Origin of the sequence: Aeromicrobium sp. MLTX1 (assembly GCF_046452335.1) — a bacterium.
In the GTDB taxonomy this organism is placed as follows: domain Bacteria; phylum Actinomycetota; class Actinomycetes; order Propionibacteriales; family Nocardioidaceae; genus Aeromicrobium.
In genome coordinates this window covers 558,967-578,243 of the sequence record NZ_JBKFDN010000001.1, presented here as the reverse complement: position 1 = coordinate 578,243, position 19,277 = coordinate 558,967, and the positions used below count along the sequence as shown (strand labels likewise).

Genomic DNA, 19,277 nt, shown 5'->3' with positions numbered 1-19,277 from the left:
ACCTGCACCCATCTCGAGGGGAATCCTGATGTCTCGTCCTGTCCTGCGCGGACTCACCGCGCTCGCCGTCGCGGCCGGTGCGGCCGTGGCGGTGCCGTCCGCGGCCACCGCCGCACCCGACGGATCCGGCCTCGTGATCAACGAGGTCTACCTCAACGGCGGCTCCACCGGCGCCACCTACAAGAACAAGTTCGTCGAGCTCTACAACCCGACGGACGAGGACATCAGCGTCAACGGCTGGTCGGTCCAGTACCGCGCCTACAACGGCACCGCGAACTTCACCTCGGTGATCCCGCTCGGCGACCACCACCTCGAGCCCGGCGGCACGCTGCTCGTCAGCGGCAACGCCAACTCCACCAACGGCGCCGACCTGCCGACTCCCGACGTGGCCAGCACGGTTGCGTTCTCGGGCAACGCCAACGGCGGCAGCATCGCGCTCGTCTCCTCCGAGACCGCGCTCACCGGCGACCTCGCCGCGGTCCGCGCCAGCGCCTCGCTGGTCGACCTCATCGGCTACGGCGCCTCGAACACGTTCGAGGGCGCGCCGAAGGCCGACGGCTACACCGTGAGCGCCTCGGTCACCCGCGCCGCGGGTGCCGACACCGACACGAACTCCACCGACTTCGCCACCGCGGCGCCCACGCCCGTGCCGTGCGGTGCCACGTGCGACGGCCCCGGCGACGCCGAGCCGCAGGAGCCCGAGCCCACCGAGACCCTGACGATCGCGCAGATCCAGGGCACGGGCGCCACCAGCCCGCGCGTCGGCCAGACGGTCACGACCACCGGCGTCGTCACCGGCCACTACGCCACGGGCGGCTTCAACGGTGCCTACATTCAGACGCCCGGCACGGGCGGCACGGCGGGCCCGGCCTCGCACGGCCTGTTCGTGTTCGGCTCGTCCACCGCGTTCGCGCAGTCGGTCGAGCTCGGCGACACGATCGACGTCACGGGTCCGGTCTCGGAGTTCAACGGCCTGACCCAGATCACGGCGGTCTCGTGGAAGGACGCGACGACCCCCGGCACGGTCACCCCGACGCCCGTCACGTTCCCGATGAGCCCGACGCAGCGCGAGGCGCTCGAGGGCATGCTCGTCGACGCGACCTCGGGCACCTACACGCTCACGAACAACTACGGCACGAACACGTTCGGCGAGATCGGTCTGGCGGCCGGCGACACCGTGCTGCCGCAGCCGACCAACGAGGTCCGTCCGCGCACGTCGGCGTACGACGCGCTCGTCGCGCAGAACGCCGCGCGCGCGATCAGCATCGACGACGGCAAGAGCATCAACTTCACGTCGGGCGCCAACCGCGCGATCCCGGGTCCGTGGCTCACGCCCGGCAACGAGGTCCGCACGGGCGCGAAGGTCACGATCGACGAGCCGCTCATCCTGGACTGGCGCAACAGCACCTGGAAGCTCCAGCCCACGCAGCCGTTCGCGGCCGGTGACGAGCCCGCCACGATCTCCTCGCAGAGCACGCGTGAGACGGCGCCGCAGGACGTCGGCGGCGCGGTCAAGCTGGCCTCGTTCAACGTGCTGAACTACTTCACCACCACGGGCGAGGACTGGGTCTCCTCCGGTCGCGGCACCTGCACCTGGTACTCCGACCGCGACGGCAACCGCATCACGGTCAACGAGTGCACGAACAATGGCCCGCGCGGCGCGGCCAACGACGCCAGCCTCGCGCGTCAGCAGGCCAAGATCGTCCAGGCGATCAACACGCTCGACGCGGACGTACTGTCGCTCGAGGAGATCGAGGACACCGGCTCGCTCGGCGGCGCCGACCGCGACGAGGCCCTCAAGACCCTCGTCGCTGCGCTCAACGCCGACGCGGGCACCGAGCGCTGGGCACCCGTGCTGTCGCCGGACGCGATCCCGACCTCGGGTCGCGACGTCATCCGCACCGCGTTCATCTACCAGCGCGACGTGGTCGAGCCGGTGGGCCCGTCGGTCATCCTCGACTCGCCCGCCTTCTCGAACGCTCGTGCCCCGCTGGCGCAGGAGTTCCGTCCGGTCGACGGCGACGCCGGCCAGGACTTCCTGGCGATCGTCAACCACTTCAAGTCCAAGGGCTCGGGCGAGGGCGTGAACGCCGACCAGGGCGACGGCCAGGGCGCGTCCAACCGCGCTCGCGTCGGTCAGGCCGAGGCGCTCGTCGACTTCGTGGCCTCGCTGGAGGAGCAGACCGACACCGACCGTGTGTTCCTGCTCGGCGACTTCAACTCCTACGCCAAGGAGGACCCGCTCGCGATCATCGAGGACGCCGGATTCGTCAACGTCGACCAGCGCCTGACGAACGAGGAGACCTACCAGTTCGAGGGCATGCACGGCTCGCTCGACCACGTGTTCGCGTCCTCGGCGGCGTTCGCGCGAGTCACCGGCGCCGACGTGTGGACGATCAACGCGCCCGAGTCGATCGGCCGTGAGTACAGCCGCTTCAACAACAACGTGACGAACCTGTTCGACGCGTCGACCCCGTACCGCGCCAGCGACCACGACCCCGTGATCGTCGGCTTCGACCCGGGTGCGGCGGCCGAGGTCTCCACCACGACCTCGGCGACGGTGCCGAAGGTCGTGTGGGCCGACGAGCCGTTCGACGTCGCCGTCACGGTGGACTCGGCCGTGGGCTCGCCCCGCGGCGCGGTCACCGTCTCGCTCGGCGACGAGGTGCTCGGCACGGCCGAGGTCTCCGGTGGCGCCGCCACGGTGACGATCCCGGCCGACACGCTGCGCGCCGGTCGTCACGTGCTCGACGTCGACTTCGCCGGCGAGGGCCGCTACGCCGACTCGACCGCGAAGGTCGCCGTCGACGTGCGCGCCGTGTCCACGCTGACCGCCAAGGCCGCGCGCGGCACCTACGGCAAGCCGACGGCGATCGCCGTCACGGGCGCCCCGGGTGCCAGCGGCCTGACGTACGCGACGGTCGACGGCCGCATCATCGCCTCGGCGATCATGCGCGACGGCACGGCCACGATCCGCGTGCCCGGCACGGCCCTGCGCCCGGGCACCACGACGGTGCGCGTCTTCTACGGCGGCAGCCGCGACGTGGACCCGAGCGAGACCAGCGTCCGCGTCACGGTCGCGAAGGCGAAGGCCACGGTCGCCGCGAAGGTGCTCAACGGCAAGGTCACCGACCGCACCCGCGCGAAGGTGCGCGTCACGGTCAGGACCCCGGGCTTCACCGAGAAGTCGGGCACGGTCCGGATCTACCGCGGCTCGAAGGTGATCGGCTCCGCGAAGGTCAAGGGCGGCAAGGCCACGGTCACGCTGCCGCGTCAGAAGTCCTCGGTGCGCCTGGTGGCGAAGTTCAGCGGCTCGTCGCTGACATCGCCCGCCAGCCGCGCGTTCGTGCTGCGGGTGCGCTGAGGCCAGGGGGACAGGCCGGGCGGCCCCAGGATCGAGGGAGATCCTGGGGCCGTCCTCCGTCTAGCTGCGCACGCTCGTCGGCGGCCGCGGTGCGAAAGCCGCAGTCTCCGCGGAGTCGAGGTACTCGCGCAGGTCGCAGATCAAGCCGTCCTCGTCGAACCTGACGACCACGCACGCCGTGAGTCGGACGCGTGCGCCGTCGCTCAGGCGAGTCCCCTCGAGGACGTGCTGCTCGACGGCGCCGCGCTCGAAGACGTCGACGCGGCGGTCGAGGTAGCGGCGGCCCCCGACCGTGCGGTCGAGCGCCCACAGGACCCGGACGAGATCCGTGACGCGCATGCCGTGGCCCACCGTGCTCTGCCAGATGGTCGCGTCGGTCGAGAACAGGCGCATGAAGGCGGCTTCGTCGCCGGTCTCCGCGGCCGTGGCCAGGGCGTCGAGTGCGACGACGTAGGGGTGGGACGCCTCGCGGAGGGTCGTCATGCGTCGATGCTCACGACGGCCTGACCTGTCGTGACGCCGTCGCCCGCGGCGACGTGCACGGCAGAGACGGTTCCGCCGGTGGTCGTGCGGATCGACTGCTCCATCTTCATCGCCTCCACCACGGCGACGACGTCGCCCTCCGAGACGACGGAGCCGGGTTCGACGCGGACCTGGAGCACGGTGGCGGTGAGGGGCGAGACGACGTCACCCTCGAGGGCCCGTCTCGTCGCGCCGGAGCGAACCTCGCCTCCGCGACCGGAGGAGGTCTCGGCATCGGCGACGCTCGGGGCGTAGGCGTCGAGCTGGAGGTCGCAGTCCAGCTCGATCCATCGGGTGTGCACGCCCAGCGGCAGCTCGGCGAAGTCTGGGTGCTCGACGATGCCACGGTGGAAGTCGGTCACCGTCGCGATGCCGTCGACGGAGAGCTCGGCGAGTGCGCGACGTGCGCGCGCCAGGGCGGTTGCCCGATCGGGGCCAGTGACGATCAGCTTGCCGATGAGCGAGTCGAAGTTCGTGGTGACGCGTTCACCGGCGGTCACGCCGCCGTCCCAACGAACCCCCGGACCCTGGGGGACGGAGAGCGAGCGCACCATCCCGGGGATGGGGAGGAAGTCCCTTCCCGGATCCTCGGCGTTGATCCGGAACTCGATCGCGTGACGATCGGCCTCGACGGCGCCCGGTTGGACCAGCTCGTCATCGGCGATCCGCAGCTGAGCGGCGACCAGGTCCTCGCCCGTGGCCTCCTCGGTGACGCTGTGCTCGACCTGGAGCCGGGTGTTGACCTCGAGGAAGTAGAGATCCCCGTCCTCGTCCAGGAGGAACTCGCAGGTGGCCGCGCCAACGTAGCCGACCGCCTGCAGGATGGCCGTGGACACGTCGCACAGGTGGCGCACCTGCGCGCTGTCGAGCAGGGGCGCCGGCGCCTCCTCGACGAGCTTCTGACTGCGACGCTGGAGTGAGCAGTCGCGGGTGCTGACGATCCGGACGGTGCCGTTCCGGTCGACGAGGCACTGGGTCTCGACGTGGCGGACGTGGCTCAGGTGCCGCTCGACCATGCACGGGTTGGAGCCGAAGGCGACCTCGGCCTCCCGCCGTGCGGACTGCCACGCCTCCGCGACCTCGTCGATGGACGTCACCACCCGCTGGCCACGTCCGCCTCCGCCCAGCACGGCCTTGATCACCACCGGGAGGCCGTGCTCGGCGACGAAGGCGTGGACGTCCTCGACCGTCTCGACAGGACCGCCGCTGCCGGGGATCAGCCGGGCACCCGCCTCGGAGGCGATGTTGCGCGCGGAGGCCTTGTCGGCGAGGAGGTCGATGGCTCGCTCGGGCGGTCCGACCCAGGTCAGTCCCGCTCCCGCGACGCGACGGGCGAACTCCGCGCTCTCGGAGAGGAACCCGTAGCCAGGGTGGATGGCGTCCGCCCCGGACGCGAGCGCGGCGGCGAGGATCTCGTCGATGTCCAGATAGGCATGGGCGGTGCTGCGGCCCGGAAGCGGCATGGCCTCATCGGCGAGGGACACGTACGCGGCGCCGGCGTCCTCGGCCGTGTGCAGCGCGACGGACGCCAGCCCGAGGTCGCGGCAGGCGCGGATGATCCGGATGGCGATCTCGCCACGATTGGCGATCAGTACCTTCTTCATGCGGTGTGCTCTCCGGTCGCGGTTCAGGGGAGGAAGGGGGTGGGGGAGGGCCCGAGCTGGCGAGCCAGCGGCAGCTGCGCGTCACGGACGAACTGCACGACGAGGTCGCGGGTCTCCGCCGGGTCGACGATGTCCTGGCCGGTGGCCTCGGCGGTACGGAACGGTGACGTCACCGCCCGCAGCTGCGCCTCGATGCGCGCCTGCTCGGCCTCCGGGTCCGGTGCGGACTCGATCTGGCTGCGGAACGCGGCGTACGTGCCGCCGCTGATGTGCATGGAGCCCCACTGCGCAGTGGGCCAGGCGATGCGGCGGAACATTCCGGAGGCACGGTGGTGCGTCTGTCCGCCGACGCCGAACAGTCGGCCCATGACGACGGTCATCCAGGGCATGCGGCTGCGGCACACGGACCACACCAGTCGGGCGCCGGCCGCTTCGATCCCGGCGCGCTCCGAGTCGGGACCGACCAGAACGCCGGGCTCGTCGGCGAGGGAGACCAGGGGAAGGTGGAACTGGTCGCAGATCTGGATCAGCCGAATCGTCTTCATCGCGGCAGCGGTGTCCGTCGATCCGCCGAGCACCGCGGGGTCGTTCGCCATGATCCCCACGGGGAAGCCGTCAACGCGGGCCAGCCCGGTCACCCGTGAGCCACCGTAGGCGGGCGACAGCTCGAAGAACGTCGCCTCGTCGACGACCGCATCGATCACGGCGCGAGGGTCGAAGGGGGTCCTGGCGTCCTCGGGGATCACATCGCGCAGGGTGTCCGGATCGGTCCCGGGCCCGCGTGGTGCCGATCGCGGCGGCATCGTGTGCACGTTGGTCGGCAGGTACGACAGGAACGCGCGGACCTGAGCCAGGGCGTCGTGCTCGTCCACCGCCACGTTGTTCACGGACCCGCTCTCGTGGACGTGGACGCGCCAGCCACCGAGCTCCTCCTTGGTGATGTCCAGGCCGAGCGCGGCCTTCACCACCGGGGGCCCGCCGGGGAACAGCTGCGAGGTCTCCTTGACCATGACGTTGAAGTGGCCGAGGCACGCGGCGACCGCGGGCAGCCCGGCGACCGGCCCCATCACCGCTGACACGACCGGTGCGAGCTGGAGCAGCTCCACCTCGGGCGCGACGAAGGTGTTGCCGTCCGGGGGGTAGGTGCGGCCCAGGTCCAGAAAGCTCTTGACGCTGCCTCCGCTCGCGTCGAGGAGTCGGATGAGCGGGACCCCCATCTCCAGCGCGCGCTCCGCCGGCAGCGGCTCGCGCCCGAAGCCCACCGCATCGACTCCGCCCGCGCCGCCGCGGACCGTGAAGTCTCCGGCGCTCACGACGGCAGGGCGGGCCTCGATCTCGACGATCCCGTCGACCTGGCCCTTCGGGACGAAGTCGCGCAGCTCGCCCTCGGGGGAGTACTCGGAGCGTCCGGTGAGGATGCCGAACTCTCGCAGTGAGCCGAGGTCGGCGAGCAGGTCGATGCGCTCGCGGGCGGTCAGCTTCCCCTGGGCATGCTGGCGAGCCACCTGGTCGACGCCTCCGAGCCGCAGCGCGAGCGCGCGGCGGCGGTGGACCTCGTCGTGTCCGAGAGATGTTGTCACGCGAGAGTTCCTTCCCCAGCACCATGGAACGGACATGGCTAACTGAGCGATCGATCGGTTACGTTCGCGACGATAGGATGAACCACCGCGCCGCGTCAACGGCGACGACTGCGAAGGAGTGGCTGAGGCATGGCAGAGCGGAAGCAGCGTCCCCGGGGCGATCGGACGCGGGCGCGCCTCCTCGACGCCGCGCGGGCCGAGTTCGCCCAGCACGGCTTCGGAGGCGCATCGACGCGCGGCATCGCCGAGCGGGCCGGCATCAGCGCCTCGGCCCTGTACGCCCACCACCGCTCCAAGGAGGAGCTGCTCTTCCTCATCGCCAAGGAGGGGCACGAGAGCGCGCTGCACGGCATGCAGCGCGTCCTGGCCACCCAGACTGGTCCGGGTGCGCAGTTCGTCGGAGTGATGCGCGCGTTGAGCGCCGGTCACGCACGCGAGCAGTTCGTCTCGCACGTGCTGGCGAACGAGTTGGATTCGCTGAATTCCCAGCACTTCGCGGAGGTGGCCGCGGTGCGGCGGGCCATGGTGGGCCTGGTGCGCGCGATCATCGACCGCGGCGTGGAGCTGGAGCTGTTCGAGAGTCCCCAGATCGACATGACGGTCACCGCCCTGTTCTCCCTGTGCGTCGACGTCGCGCGCTGGTACCGCCCGGACGGGCGGTGGACGCCGGAGGAGATCGGCGACCACTTCGCGCTGCTGGGGCTGCGCATGCTGAACGCCTCCCCTGAGGTGATCGACGCGGCGTTCGCCGCCGGCTGACGCCGACTGGCACCCACCCTTCGCCGCGAGTCGCCGCTCGCGACGTCGTGCCCCTGCCTGCGCGGGCAGCACTTGAAACTAATCTCAACTTCTTCTTGCGTTGCGTGAGAGACGTCACATACGATCCCAACTACCTGAGCGGTCGCTCAGGTAGACAGCGCCGACGAGGACGCTCGGCGCGCGGGAAGGAGTGAGGTAGTTGGATGCCATCAGGTCCCAAGACCTCGAGAAGCTGCTGGAGTACGACTTCGCGACGGCCGTGGAAGCGCTGGACCACCACGTGGGGGTCCGACCCGACCGCATCGCGATCACCTACGGCGAGACGGGCGAGGAGCTGACCTACGCCCAGTTCGGCGCTCGCACCGACGCGATCGCCGGAAACCTGGCGGAGCGATTCGCGGTGGACCGGGGAACCAGGGTGAGCGTGCTCTCCACCAACGCGATGGTCGCCGCCGCGTCGATGTACGGGCTCTGGAAGGCCGCCGCCGTCTACGCGCCCGTCAACTACCTCTACCGGGGCGAGCTCCTGGCCTACCAGCTCAACGACACGCGTCCCGCCCTGCTGATCGTCGACGAGGACCTCGTCCCGGCAGTCGAGGACATCAAGGGCGAGCTGACGGTCGACCCGACGGTGATCGTCGTGCCGGCGCAGGGATCGTCACGGGCCTGGCCTCATGTCTTCGCCGACCTGCTGGGGGAGGCGAAGCGTCCTGACGTCACCCTGGCCTTCAACGACCCGGCCAACATCATCTACACGTCGGGGACCACGGGGCCGTCGAAGGGCGTCCTGCAGTCGCACCGCTGGGTCAACGGGTACACGTGGATCGGTCGTCGGATCCTCAACGAGGACGACGTCGTCTACAACGACCTCCCGCTCTACCACGTCGGTGGGGCTCACTACAACGTCGCACGCGCCCTCTGGGTCGGGGCGGGCCTGCAGCTGTGGGACCGCTTCAGCCCCAGCGACTTCTGGCGCCGCATCAAGGTGGGCGGGTGCACCACGGCGACCCTGCTGGACGTCATGATCACCTGGCTGCAGAAGCAGGAGCCCCGGGACGACGACCGCGAGAACGCGCTCAACAAGGTGGTGCTGGGTCCCGTACCGGCGAACCACCAGGAGTTCGCGCGGCGCTTCGGGATCGACTTCGCTCTCACGGGGTTCGGCCAGTCCGAGTCCGGAAGCGCGATGATGACGCTCGTCGAGGAGCTCGCGCAGGGCGAGGGCACGCCGGAGTCGGTCTACCGGGGCCTCGACCATGCCACGATCCGCGCCTCCTTCGAGGAGGCCGGGATGCTGGTCCTCGACGGGCCGGACCCGCGGGTGATCAAGGGGATCCTCGGCACGCCGAGCCCGTTCTTCGAGGTCACCGTGCTGGACCAGGACGACCGACCCTGCGCCCCGGGTGAGGTCGGGCAGCTGGCGATGCGGCCGGCGCTGTCCGAGCTGATCTTCACCGAGTACCTCGCCAAGCCCGAGGCCACCGCCAACGCCTTCGCCAACCTGTGGTTCCACACCGGTGACGCCGCGAGGGTCGACGAGCACGACGTGTTCCACTTCGTCGATCGACTCGGCGATCGCATCCGCGTTCGCGGGGAGAACATCTCGGGCGCGCAGGTCGAGGAGCAGATCGCCCGTCACCCGAGTGTCCAGCTCGCTGCGGTCATCGCGGTGCCGAGCGACGAGGGCTACGAGGACGCGATCGTCGCGTTCGTCGAGCTGGTGGAGGGGCACGCCTTCGACGAGGCGGCGCTCGATGCGCACTGCAAGGCGGTCATGCCGAAGTTCATGTGGCCCACGCGGATCCTCCCGGTGGGCAAGATCCCGCACACACCGACCAACAAGATCGAGAAGTACAAGCTGCGCCAGCTGTTCAAGGAAGGACAGACGCTGTGAGGATCGCCAAGACGATGAAGGTGGTGGCTGCGGCCGCCCTGATGACCGCGGTGCTGTCCGCTTGCGGGGGCTCGGACGAGAAGTCGGCAGGGTCGACCACGCTGCGGGTCGCGGCCCAGTCGGACGTGTCCTCGCTCGACCCCATCCGTGGCAACTCCGGCAACGATCACGTGATGCTCTTCCCGATCTACGACACGCTGGTGTCGTTCGACGAGGGTCTGCAGCCGCAGCCCGGGCTCGTGGAGTCCTGGGACTCGCCGAGCCCGAACGAGCTGACGCTGACCCTTCGGTCGGGCGTCACGTTCCACGACGGTGAGCCCCTCGATGCCGACGCCGTCAAGGTCAACCTCGATCGCGCGCGCGCCGAGGACTCGGTCGCGGCCGCTGACCTGGCGTCGATCGAGAACGTGCGGGTCGATGACGAGCTCGTCGTGACGCTGGAGCTGAGCCGTCCTGACGCCTCGTTGCTGCTGGTCCTCGCCGATCGCGCCGGCATGATGGTCTCGCCGGCGGCGCTGGAGGCGAACGACAACGACGTGAGCCGCAATCCGGTCGGCGCGGGCGGATGGAAGCTGTCGGACTGGAAGCAGGGCAACGAGCTCCGCCTGGAGAGGTTCGACGACTACTGGGACGAGGACGCCGAGCGCGCCGAGAGCCTGAGGATCAAGATCATCACCGACCCGCGCACCCGCGTGACCGCGATGCGCTCCGGACAGCAGGACATCGCGCTCGACGTCCAGCCGGTCGACGCCGAGTCGTTGGAGAAGGAGAAGTCCGTCGTCCTCGAGTCGCAGACGAGCCTGTTGGTGCACGGCATGTACATGAACACGAGCGCACCGCAGTTCTCCGATGCCACGGTGCGCCGGGCGCTGGCCCTGGCCATCGACCGCGACACGATCGTCAAGAACGCGCTGTTCGGGCACGGGCAGCCGGCCAGCGGTGTGCTGCCTGACGGGTACTGGGCCGAGACACCGGACTCGGTCGACTACGCCTACGACCCCGACGAGGCGAAGCGACTGCTGGCCGAGGCCGGCGAGCCGGACCTCGAGTTCGACATGCTCAGCCGCAGCGACACCTCGAGCGTTCGCCTGGCCGAGATCCTGAAGGACCAGTGGGCGGCGGTGGGCGTGACGGTCAACATCCTGCCGCGCGACGTGGTCGAGGCCACGGACCAGTACTTCAACCAGAAGAGCAGTCCGGCCTACCTCGCCGGCTGGTCGGGGCGTCCTGACCCGAGCATGACCTACCGGTCGTTGTTCGACGCCAAGGGCTATTACAACGTCGGCGGCCTCGACATCGACGGCATGGCCGAGGCGATCGGTGCGGCGGACAAGTCCTTCGACCTGGACGAGCGCGTGGTCGGCCTGGACGCTGCGGCCGTCGCGGCCTACGAGAGCACCCCGTTCCTTCCGGTGGCGTTCCAGGATGCGCTGATCGCGCGGAGCGACAAGGTCCAGGGCTTCCAGATGAACCAGATGGGCAAGCCCAAGTTCATCGGCATCACGGTGGACTGACGGCCCCATCAGGGGGAGGACGGCTCCGGGATCGTCGGGATCCCGGAGCCGTCCGGCGCGGGCGGAGGGTCAGCGGACCCGCCCGGTGACGAGCAGGTACTCCCACTGCATCGTGAAGCCGTCCTCGTCGCGCGTCCCCTCGCGCTCGCCGAGGGCCGCGAGGTCGCGGTCCAGCTCGGCGGTGCGGTCGGGGTCGCCGGCGTGGGCCGCGTAGGCCGCGATCGTCGGGCCGTAGTGCTTCGCGAAGTAGTCGCGGAACTGCTCGCCGCCCTCGAAGAGGGTGACCGGGAGCTTCATCCGCTGGAGCTCGAGGTCCTCGACGCGGTCGCCGAGCAGCTCGCGGACGTGGTCCTCGTTGCCCCACAGCGGGGGCGGCGAGACGCCCGGGGGCGGCGGCGGGACGTACTGCTTCATCGTCGCGAACAGCTGGCCGATCGTGCCCTCGGGCGTCCAGCAGACCAGTCCGATCCGGCCGCCGGGGCGGGCCGTGCGGACCAGCTCGTCGGCCGCTCGCTGGTGGTGCGGCGCGAACATCACGCCGATGCAGGACATGACGACGTCGAACGCGTCGTCCTCGTACGGCAGCGCCTCGGCGTCCGCGACCTCCCACGCGAGGGTGTCGTCGGGGTGGGTCTCGCGGCCCACGTCGAGGAGCTCGGGCGTGAGGTCGGACGCGACGGCGTCGGCCCCGCGGCGGGCGGCGCGGACGGCCGCGCTGCCGGTGCCGGCGGCGACGTCGAGGACGCGCTCGCCGCGCTGGACGTCGAGGGCGTCGACGAGGACGCCGCCCAGCGGGGAGACGATCTCGCGACAGACGCGGTCGTAGTCGCCGAGTGCCCACATCCTGCGGTGACGAGCCTTCAGCTCGAGGTCCTGCTGTGCTGCGGTGTCGGTGGTTTCAGTGGTGCTCATGGAACTTCCTTCTGTGCTTCGTTGCCTTCCGACAGAGTCCGTCCGGCGGCCGCGGTGATACCAGTTCTGTTTCTGTACCGCCCGATCGGACGGTGGCTCGACGGCGTGAAGCGGGCGCACGATGGGCGTGACGAAGGGGTGACCCATGGCGACGTCCTACGGCCAGTTCTGTCCACTCGCGAAGGCGATGGAGATCCTCGACGAGCGGTGGACGGTCCTGATCGTCCGCGAGCTCCTGCTCGGCAGCACGCGGTTCAACGAGCTCCGACGTGGCGTGCCGCGGATGTCGCCGGCGCTGCTGTCGAAGCGGCTCCAGGCACTCGAGCGGCACGGCATCGTCGACCACCAGGACGGCCACTACCGGCTGACCGAGTGCGGTCGCGACCTGCACACCGCCGTGATGAGCCTGGGCGTCTGGGGGCTGCGCTGGATCGAGGACTTCGGCGACGAGGACCTCGACCCGCACCTGCTGATGTGGGACGTGCGGCGCACCGTGCCGACCGCCTCGTGGCCGCCGGGACGCACGTGCGTGGCGGTGGAGTTCACCGACCTGCAGCGGGCCCGCCGGTGGTGGCTCGTGGTCGCGGGCGGCCAGGTCGACGCGTGCGACTACGACCCGGGCTTCGAGGTCACGGCCACGGTGCGCGCCACCCTGCGCACCCTCACCCACGTGTGGCGTGGCGACGTCTCGTGGGAGCGGGCGATGCGCGCGCGGCAGGTCGAGATCGAGGCGCCGCGCGACGTGCGCCGGGATGTGCCCGACTGGTTCGGCCGCTCGATGCTGGCCGACGCGCTCGCGGCGCAGGCCGTCAGCGCGGGATGACGACCTCGAGCAGCGTGGCGGTGCCGACGTCCAGGTGCGCCCACGGTCCGGCGACGTCGAGCACGGCGATGGCCGAGGTCGGGAAGCCCGCGCGGACCTGGTTCACGACGGCGGGGTCGGAGTCCTCGCTCGCGAGCCTGGCGGCCAGGCCGGGCGTTCCCGGGGCGTGGCCGACGAGGAGCACGGTGGAGGCCGACGCCTCGACGGACTGGATCGCCTCCAGCAGGCTGCCGGTCCAGCCCTCGTAGATCGAGTCGAGGAAGGCCGTCGGCGCCTCGAGGCCCGTGGCGGCGAGGGTCTCGCGCGTGCGGGTGGCGGTCGAGCAGATCACGGCGTCGACCGTGCCGACGTGCTCGCGGATCCAGTCGCCGGCGAGCGCGGCCTCACGCCGGCCGCGGTCGGCCAGCGGCCGCTCGAAGTCCTCGACCCCGTCCGGGAACGCGGCCTTGCCGTGGCGCATCAGCAGCAGTCGGCTCATGGCTCGAGTCTAGGCAGCCGTGGGCCGTCCGGTCCCGGACGCGAGATGTGTAGCGGCGTCCACCGTTTTTCGGCCGATTCGACCGACAAAGGGTGGATGCCGCTACACATCTGGCGCGCCGGAGGCGCGGAGTCAGCCGCGCGCGATGCCGACCATCTCGTCGCGCGGGACGACCTTCTTGCGCTCGCGCGGGTGGGTGTCGGAGGCGCCGAGGCTCTCCTCGTGGGCGTCGAGCTTCTCCCAGCCCTCCCACGTCGTGTACTCGATGCCGCGGCTGTCGAGGTGACGGTCGAAGGCCTCGCGCTCGGCGAACTCCGGAGCGGGCAGGCTCGGCAGGTCCTCGACGAGCATCTTGATCGTCTGGGCCGCGTCGGACTTGGTGTGGCCGATCAGGCCGACCGGGCCGCGCTTGATCCAACCGGTGGCGTAGACGCCCTCGATGGGCGAGCCGTCGATGTCGAGCACGTGGCCGCCGTCGTTGGGCAGCACGCCCGCGTTGGCGTCGAAGGGCAGGCCCGGCAGGTTGTCGGAGTAGTAGCCGATCGCGCGGTAGACGGCCTGGACGGGCCAGTCCTTGAACTCGCCGGTGCCGCGGACGTTGCCGGTGCCGTCGAGCTCGGTGATCTCGGTCCGCAGGCCCACGACGCGGCCGTCCTCGCCGAGGATCTCGACGGGGTTCTGGCAGAAGTGGATGTGGATCCGGTGGGGCGCGCCCGACGGCTCCTTGGCGAGGTAGTCGCCGAGCACCTTGACGACGAGCTTCTGGCTCTTGGCGGCGGCGAGCGCCTCCATCGAGCCGTGGTCGAACTCGTAGCCCTCGGGGTGCACGATGACGTCGATCGTGGGGGAGTGCGACAGCTCGCGCAGCTCCATCGGGGTGAACTTCACCTGGGCCGGGCCGCGGCGCGCGAACACGTGCACGTCGGTGGTGGCGTTGTTCTTGAGGCCCTCGTAGACGTTGTCGGGGATCTCGGTGACGAGCAGCTCGTCGGCGGTCTTGGCCAGGATGCGGGCGACGTCGAGGCCGACGTTGCCGACGCCGAGCACGGCGACCTCCTTGGCGTGGGGCTGGAAGTCCCACTCGCGCGGCGCGTCGGGGTGGCCGTCGTACCAGTAGACGAAGTCGGCCGCGCCGTACGAGCCGTCGAGGTCGATGCCCGGCAGGTTCAGCTCACGGTCGCGGCGCGCGCCGGTGGCGAACACGACGGCGTCGTAGAAGCCCTTGAGGTCCTCGAGCTTGATGTCGGTGCCGAAGTTGACGTTGCCGAAGAAGCGGATGTCCTCGTTGGCCATCACGCGCTTGAGCGCCTTGATGATCTCCTTGATCCGCGGGTGGTCGGGGGCGACGCCGTAGCGGATCAGGCCGAACGGGGTGGGGTCGCGGTCGAGGATGTCGACGGTGACGTCGAGGTCCTCGGTCTTGGTGAGGATGTCGGCCGCGTACACGCCAGCGGGGCCGGCGCCGACGACGGCGACGCGCACCTTCCTGTCCACAGTCATGAGGCAAGCCTAAGACTCGCGCCCCAACGCCTCGGCACCCGACCGCCATCTGGACCGGCGCACGACCCAGGACGTCGGGATCGGCCCGTGATAGTGGGGGAAGTCCTCGGTGCCGCGCGGTCCCTCGGCGGCCTCCCAGCGCAGCAGCGGGTCGTCGGCCGGGACCTCGATCTCCAGCACCAGGAGGTCCTCGACCTCGGCGAAGAACAGCGCCGCGGTCCCGGCCACCTGCTCGGCGGTGGAGAGGTGCACGAAGCCCTCGGTCTCGAGCGAGGCCGGGGCGTACGCGTCGCCGACCTCGCTCCATGTGGACTCCGGCACGAGGTGGAACAGGGGATCGCTCGTCACCCGTCGATTCTCGTCGGTGCGCGGGTGCATGATGGCGATGCGGTCCCGACGAGAACGGAGCGATCCCATGAGCCTCGACGTCCAGGTCACGTTCGACGCGCACGATCCACCGGCCCTGGCCGACTTCTGGGCGGCCGCCCTCGGCTACGAGGTGCCGGGCCCGCCCGATGCCCAGCTCGGTCCCGGCGACGACCCGTGGGCGGCGTGGGACGACTTCCTCGAGCGGGTCGGCGTGCCGCCCGCGCTGCGTCGCTCCAAGGCGGCGATCGAGGACCCGCAGGGCCGGGGCCCGCGCGTCTTCTTCCAGCAGGTGCCCGAGGACAAGGTGGCCAAGAACCGCGTCCACCTCGACGTCCGCGCCGCGCCGGGGCTCGAGGGCGACGAGCGGATGGCGGCGCTCGAGCAGGCCTGCGAGCGGCTCGTCGCGCTCGGGGCCGAGCGCGTGCGGCGGTTCGAGCCCGAGCCGCCGATGGAGTCGGGCTTCATCGTGATGCGCGATCCCGAGGGCAACGAGTTCTGCCTCGACTGAGCTCTGCTCCGCCCCACCTGAGAACCTCCTGTGCGTCTGTCCGGGAGGCGGTCCCGAGGTCGATTCTCGCGGCGCGGTCGCCTAGGTTGGTCGCACGACGGTTGAACGAGAAACCACATCGTGCCCCGACCCCAGGAGCCTCATGACCCCGACGAAGCGCCGCGCCTACGCCGCCCTCGCCGCCTCGACCGCCCTCCTCACGCTCGCCGCGTGCGGTGACAGCGACGCCGCCGAGAACGACGCGTCCTCCAGCAAGACCCCGTCCGCCACGTCCGCGGCTCCCTCCGAGCCCGCCGCCTCCGACTCCGGCGCCTCCGGTGCCTTCACCGCGGGCGAGTACGAGGCGACCGGCAGCTACACGACCCCCGACGGCCAGACCCAGTCGATCGAGGTCGAGGTCGAGCTCGCCGCCGACGGCACGATCACCTCGCTCGACGCCGACGGCCAGGCCGAGGGCGGCAACTCCGAGCAGTTCCAGAAGAAGTTCGAGAGCGGCATCGACGCGCAGGTCGAGGGCCGCAAGATCACCGAGCTCGACGTCGACAAGGTGTCCGGCTCCTCCCTGACCAGCGGCGGCTTCAACGACGCCATCGACCAGATCATCAGCCAGGCCCAGGCCTGACCCATGAGCTCCGACTGGCGTCTCGACGCCATCGGAACCGCGTGGTCGATCGGGACCCCCGACCCGATCGCCCCCGGGCTGCGAGCCGCGATCACGGACCGCATCGACTCGTTCGATCGGACGTGGTCGCGGTTCCGCGCCGACTCCGCCGTGAGCGCGCTGCGCACCGGCCGTGAGGTCGACCTCGGGCCCGACGCCCCCGCGATCCTGGCCCTCTACGACCGGCTCTTCGCCCTGACCGACGGGGCCGTGAGCCCGCTCGTCGGCGGCGCCCTCGAGCAGCTGGGCTACGGCCCCGGCTACACCCTGACCCCCTCCGGCGAGCCCGTGCGCGTGCCGTTGTGGGCGGACTGCGAGCTGCGCGGAACGGTGCTGCGCGTGCCCGGTCCGGTGATCCTCGACATCGGCGCGGTCGGCAAGGGGTGGCTGGCCGGCGAGGTCGCCGCGATGATCGACCAGCCGTGCGTCGTCGACGCCAGCGGCGATCTCGTGAACCGCTCGGGCGACGTCCTGCGCGTCGCGCTCGAGGACCCCGACGACTCCACGCACGCCGTCGCCGTCGTCGAGGTCCCCGACGGCGAGGCGATCTGCGGCTCGGCCAGCAACCGGCGCCGCTGGTCGACCGACCTGCACCACGTCCTCGACGCGCGGTCGGGCCGTCCGACGCGCGACGTCGTGGCCGCCTGGGCCGGAGGACCCGACGCCGGCTGGGCCGACGGTCTCGCCACCGCGGCGTTCTTCAGCTCGACCCTTCCCGAGACCGGCCATTGGTGGGCATCCTTGGACCGGAATCGGCGGCTGGTGGCCCGTGAGCTGCCCGGAGAGGTGTTCACATGACGTTCCTGGATCGCCAGCTCGGCCGGTTCACGATGTACCGACTCGTCACCCTGGTGCTGCTGGCGCTGGTGGTCGTGGCGGTGGTCCAGTCCGCGCTCGGCGTGCTCGACTCCGACATCTTCCCCGTGGACGCGCTGCTGCTGACGCTCGCCGTGATGGTCGCGACGTCGGTGGTGGTCAACTACGTGGTCGGCCGCCTCATCGGCGCGCGACCGCACCTCGAGTCCTCGATCGTCACGGCGCTGATCCTGTGGTTCCTCTACTGGCCCACCACGCACGGCGAGCAGCTCGCGTGGCTGGCGCTCGTCGCGGCACTCGCGCAGATCTCGAAGTACCTCATCGCGTGGCGCGGTCGTCACCTCGTGAACCCGGCCGCGGCCGGCGTCGTGCTGTCGGTGCTGCTCGGCTGGGTCACCGACTGGCCGATCCCGTTCACCGGCTGGTGGGTCGCGAGCGAGTCGCTGTTCTGGTTCATCTTCGTCGGCGCGCTGGTGGTGCTGTACCGCACCCGCCGGCTGGCCCTCGGGGCCGTCTTCGCGCTGGTCGCGATCGCCGTCACCGTCTGGTGGCAGCTCGGCGTCGGTGCCGAGCTGACCGAGGCGCTGCGCTTCACGCTCTACTCCACGCCCATCGTCTTCTTCGGCGGCTTCATGCTGAGCGAGCCGCTGACGCTGCCCCCGCGGCGGGCCCAGCAGCTGGGCGTGGCGGCGCTCGCGGGCGTGGCGTTCACGTGGCCGCTGCTGACGTCGCGGCTGTTCGGCGAGCCGTGGACGACCGAGCCGTTCACCAGCACCTACGAGCTCGCGCTCGTGGTCACGGGACTCGTCGCGTTCGCGCTGCGCCAGGGCTCGCGCACCCTCGTCCTGCGGGAGCAGCGCCGCCTGGGCGACGACGTCGTCGAGTACGTCTTCGACGCCGACCGCCCGCTGCACTTCGTGCCGGGTCAGTACGTCGAGCTCGACGTGCCCCACGCGCGCACCGACACCCGCGGCCGTCGCCGGATGTTCAGCGTCGTCTCGGCGCCCGGGCGCGAGGTGGTCCTCGCGACGCGGCACCCCGAGCCCGGCTCCTCCTACAAGAGGGCGCTCGCCGCGTCCGCGCCCGGCGACCAGTTCCGCGTCACGGCCGTCCACGGCGACTTCGTCTGGCCCGCGAAGGGGCCGGTGCTGCTGGTCGGCGCGGGGATCGGCGTGACCCCGTTCCGCAGCCAGCTGGCCGCGCATCGCGGGCGCGACGTCGTGGTCGTGGTGGGGGAGCGCGCCGCGCAGCCCTACGCCACCGAGCTCGAGGCCTCCGACGCGAAGGTCGTCCGCCTGCCCGTGGAGGAGGTCGACGGCGACACGATCGCACGACTCGTCCCCGACCTCGACCAGCGCACGGCGCTCGTCTCGGGTCGCCCGGACTTCGTCGACGAGGTCTCGCGCAGCCTGCGCCGGCGCGTCCGGCGGCTGCGCCGCGACCACTTCCTGGGGTACTGAGACCGGGGTTGCGATCGCGCCGGAGCCGGGCGCACGATCGAGGGATGAGGATCTCCGCGACCGTGCACCACGAGCCGGGGCGCCACGAGGTGACCGTCCGGACCGACGACCGCACGACGACGCTCGACCTGCCCGCTCGCGAGGACGGGCCGGGCTCGGCCGTCAACGGCGGTGAGCTGCTGGCGGCGGCCCTGGCGACGTGCTTCCTCAACGACCTCCACCGCGAGGCCGTCCGCCGCGGGGTCGACATCGGCGCGGTGCAGGTCATCGTCGAGTCCGAGTTCGGCGAGCGCGGCGAGCCCGCCTCCGACCTCACCTATCGCGTGCACGTCGAGTCCGCCGCCGACGCGGGCCTCGTGGCCGACCTCGTCCGCGAGACCGACCTGCTCGCCGAGGTGCACGGCACGCTGCGCGCGGGTCGGGACATCGAGCTGAGCAGCGTGCAGATCAGCGCCCCCTGAGCCGACTCGCCCGCGACCCGGCACAATGGGTTACCGACGAGTACCCGAGGAG

Annotated in this window: 17 protein-coding genes; 10 read left to right on the top strand and 7 right to left on the bottom strand. The window is 71.0% G+C overall.

Features of this window, described 5'->3' with window-relative positions:
- Positions 1-28: 28 nt before the first annotated feature.
- Positions 29-3,364 (top strand): ExeM/NucH family extracellular endonuclease, encoded by a 3,336-nt coding sequence (locus ACK99Q_RS02685; protein WP_410184699.1) that lies wholly within the window; start codon positions 29-31, stop codon positions 3,362-3,364.
- A 60-nt stretch (positions 3,365-3,424) separates the two neighbouring features.
- Here ACK99Q_RS02685 and ACK99Q_RS02680 read toward each other — a convergent pair whose 3' ends face one another.
- Genes ACK99Q_RS02680 through ACK99Q_RS02670 form a run of 3 tightly spaced genes read right to left on the bottom strand, consistent with a single transcriptional unit; the run spans position 3,425 to position 7,070 of the window.
- Positions 3,425-3,847: a nuclear transport factor 2 family protein gene (locus ACK99Q_RS02680; protein ID WP_410184698.1), complete on the bottom strand. Its 423-nt coding sequence runs from the start codon at positions 3,845-3,847 to the stop codon at positions 3,425-3,427.
- The gene (locus ACK99Q_RS02675; RefSeq protein ID WP_410184697.1) at positions 3,844-5,490 is read right to left on the bottom strand and encodes an acetyl/propionyl/methylcrotonyl-CoA carboxylase subunit alpha; all 1,647 of its coding nucleotides are present in this window, start codon (positions 5,488-5,490) and stop codon (positions 3,844-3,846) included. The genes ACK99Q_RS02680 and ACK99Q_RS02675 overlap by 4 nt, the downstream gene beginning before the upstream one ends.
- A 23-nt stretch (positions 5,491-5,513) precedes the next feature.
- Positions 5,514-7,070: an acyl-CoA carboxylase subunit beta gene (locus tag ACK99Q_RS02670; protein ID WP_179426759.1), complete on the bottom strand. Its 1,557-nt coding sequence runs from the start codon at positions 7,068-7,070 to the stop codon at positions 5,514-5,516.
- A 129-nt stretch (positions 7,071-7,199) separates the two neighbouring features.
- Here ACK99Q_RS02670 and ACK99Q_RS02665 point away from each other — a divergent pair, with 129 nt between their 5' ends.
- From ACK99Q_RS02665 to ACK99Q_RS02655, 3 genes are all read left to right on the top strand, one after another.
- Positions 7,200-7,829, top strand: coding sequence for a TetR/AcrR family transcriptional regulator (locus ACK99Q_RS02665; protein WP_410184696.1), 630 nt, complete (start codon positions 7,200-7,202; stop codon positions 7,827-7,829).
- A 199-nt stretch (positions 7,830-8,028) separates the two neighbouring features.
- A complete protein-coding gene (locus ACK99Q_RS02660) occupies positions 8,029-9,723 on the top strand; it encodes a class I adenylate-forming enzyme family protein (protein ID WP_410184695.1) in 1,695 nt (564 codons plus the stop codon).
- Positions 9,720-11,237, top strand: coding sequence for an ABC transporter substrate-binding protein (locus ACK99Q_RS02655; RefSeq protein ID WP_410184694.1), 1,518 nt, complete (start codon positions 9,720-9,722; stop codon positions 11,235-11,237). The genes ACK99Q_RS02660 and ACK99Q_RS02655 overlap by 4 nt, the downstream gene beginning before the upstream one ends.
- Positions 11,238-11,306: 69 nt before the next feature.
- Here ACK99Q_RS02655 and ACK99Q_RS02650 read toward each other — a convergent pair whose 3' ends face one another.
- Positions 11,307-12,149, bottom strand: a complete 843-nt coding sequence (locus tag ACK99Q_RS02650) for a class I SAM-dependent methyltransferase (protein WP_410184693.1) — start codon at positions 12,147-12,149, stop codon at positions 11,307-11,309.
- A gap of 145 nt (positions 12,150-12,294) precedes the next feature.
- Between ACK99Q_RS02650 and ACK99Q_RS02645 the strand changes: the two genes are divergently transcribed.
- Positions 12,295-12,972, top strand: coding sequence for a winged helix-turn-helix transcriptional regulator (locus ACK99Q_RS02645; protein ID WP_410184692.1), 678 nt, complete (start codon positions 12,295-12,297; stop codon positions 12,970-12,972).
- Here ACK99Q_RS02645 and ACK99Q_RS02640 read toward each other — a convergent pair.
- The 3 genes from ACK99Q_RS02640 to ACK99Q_RS02630 form a co-directional block, all read right to left on the bottom strand.
- Complete coding sequence (locus ACK99Q_RS02640) at positions 12,959-13,450, bottom strand: SixA phosphatase family protein (RefSeq protein WP_410184691.1); 492 nt, start codon at positions 13,448-13,450, stop codon at positions 12,959-12,961. The two genes, ACK99Q_RS02645 and ACK99Q_RS02640, sit on opposite strands and share 14 nt — an antisense overlap.
- Before the next feature lie 132 nt (positions 13,451-13,582).
- On the bottom strand, positions 13,583-14,950 hold the full coding sequence (locus tag ACK99Q_RS02635) for an FAD-dependent oxidoreductase (RefSeq protein ID WP_410184690.1): 1,368 nt from the start codon (positions 14,948-14,950) through the stop codon (positions 13,583-13,585).
- Between the two features lie 9 nt (positions 14,951-14,959).
- The gene (locus tag ACK99Q_RS02630) at positions 14,960-15,298 is read right to left on the bottom strand and encodes a DUF952 domain-containing protein (RefSeq protein ID WP_410184689.1); all 339 of its coding nucleotides are present in this window, start codon (positions 15,296-15,298) and stop codon (positions 14,960-14,962) included.
- 67 nt (positions 15,299-15,365) lie between these two features.
- Here ACK99Q_RS02630 and ACK99Q_RS02625 point away from each other — a divergent pair, with 67 nt between their 5' ends.
- The 5 genes from ACK99Q_RS02625 (at position 15,366) to ACK99Q_RS02605 (ending at position 19,225) form a co-directional block, all read left to right on the top strand.
- Entirely contained in the window at positions 15,366-15,827 is a 462-nt protein-coding gene (locus tag ACK99Q_RS02625) for a VOC family protein (RefSeq protein WP_410184688.1), read from the top strand.
- A gap of 142 nt (positions 15,828-15,969) precedes the next feature.
- Positions 15,970-16,449 carry an FMN-binding protein gene (locus ACK99Q_RS02620; protein WP_410184687.1) on the top strand — a complete coding sequence of 160 codons (480 nt, stop codon included), beginning with the start codon at positions 15,970-15,972 and terminating at the stop codon, positions 16,447-16,449.
- A gap of 3 nt (positions 16,450-16,452) precedes the next feature.
- Positions 16,453-17,286: an FAD:protein FMN transferase gene (locus tag ACK99Q_RS02615; RefSeq protein ID WP_410184686.1), complete on the top strand. Its 834-nt coding sequence runs from the start codon at positions 16,453-16,455 to the stop codon at positions 17,284-17,286.
- On the top strand, positions 17,283-18,764 hold the full coding sequence (locus ACK99Q_RS02610) for an FAD-dependent oxidoreductase (protein WP_410184685.1): 1,482 nt from the start codon (positions 17,283-17,285) through the stop codon (positions 18,762-18,764). Before ACK99Q_RS02615 ends, ACK99Q_RS02610 begins: the two co-directional genes overlap by 4 nt.
- A 44-nt stretch (positions 18,765-18,808) precedes the next feature.
- Positions 18,809-19,225 (top strand): OsmC family protein, encoded by a 417-nt coding sequence (locus ACK99Q_RS02605; protein ID WP_410184684.1) that lies wholly within the window; start codon positions 18,809-18,811, stop codon positions 19,223-19,225.
- Positions 19,226-19,277 lie beyond the last annotated feature (52 nt).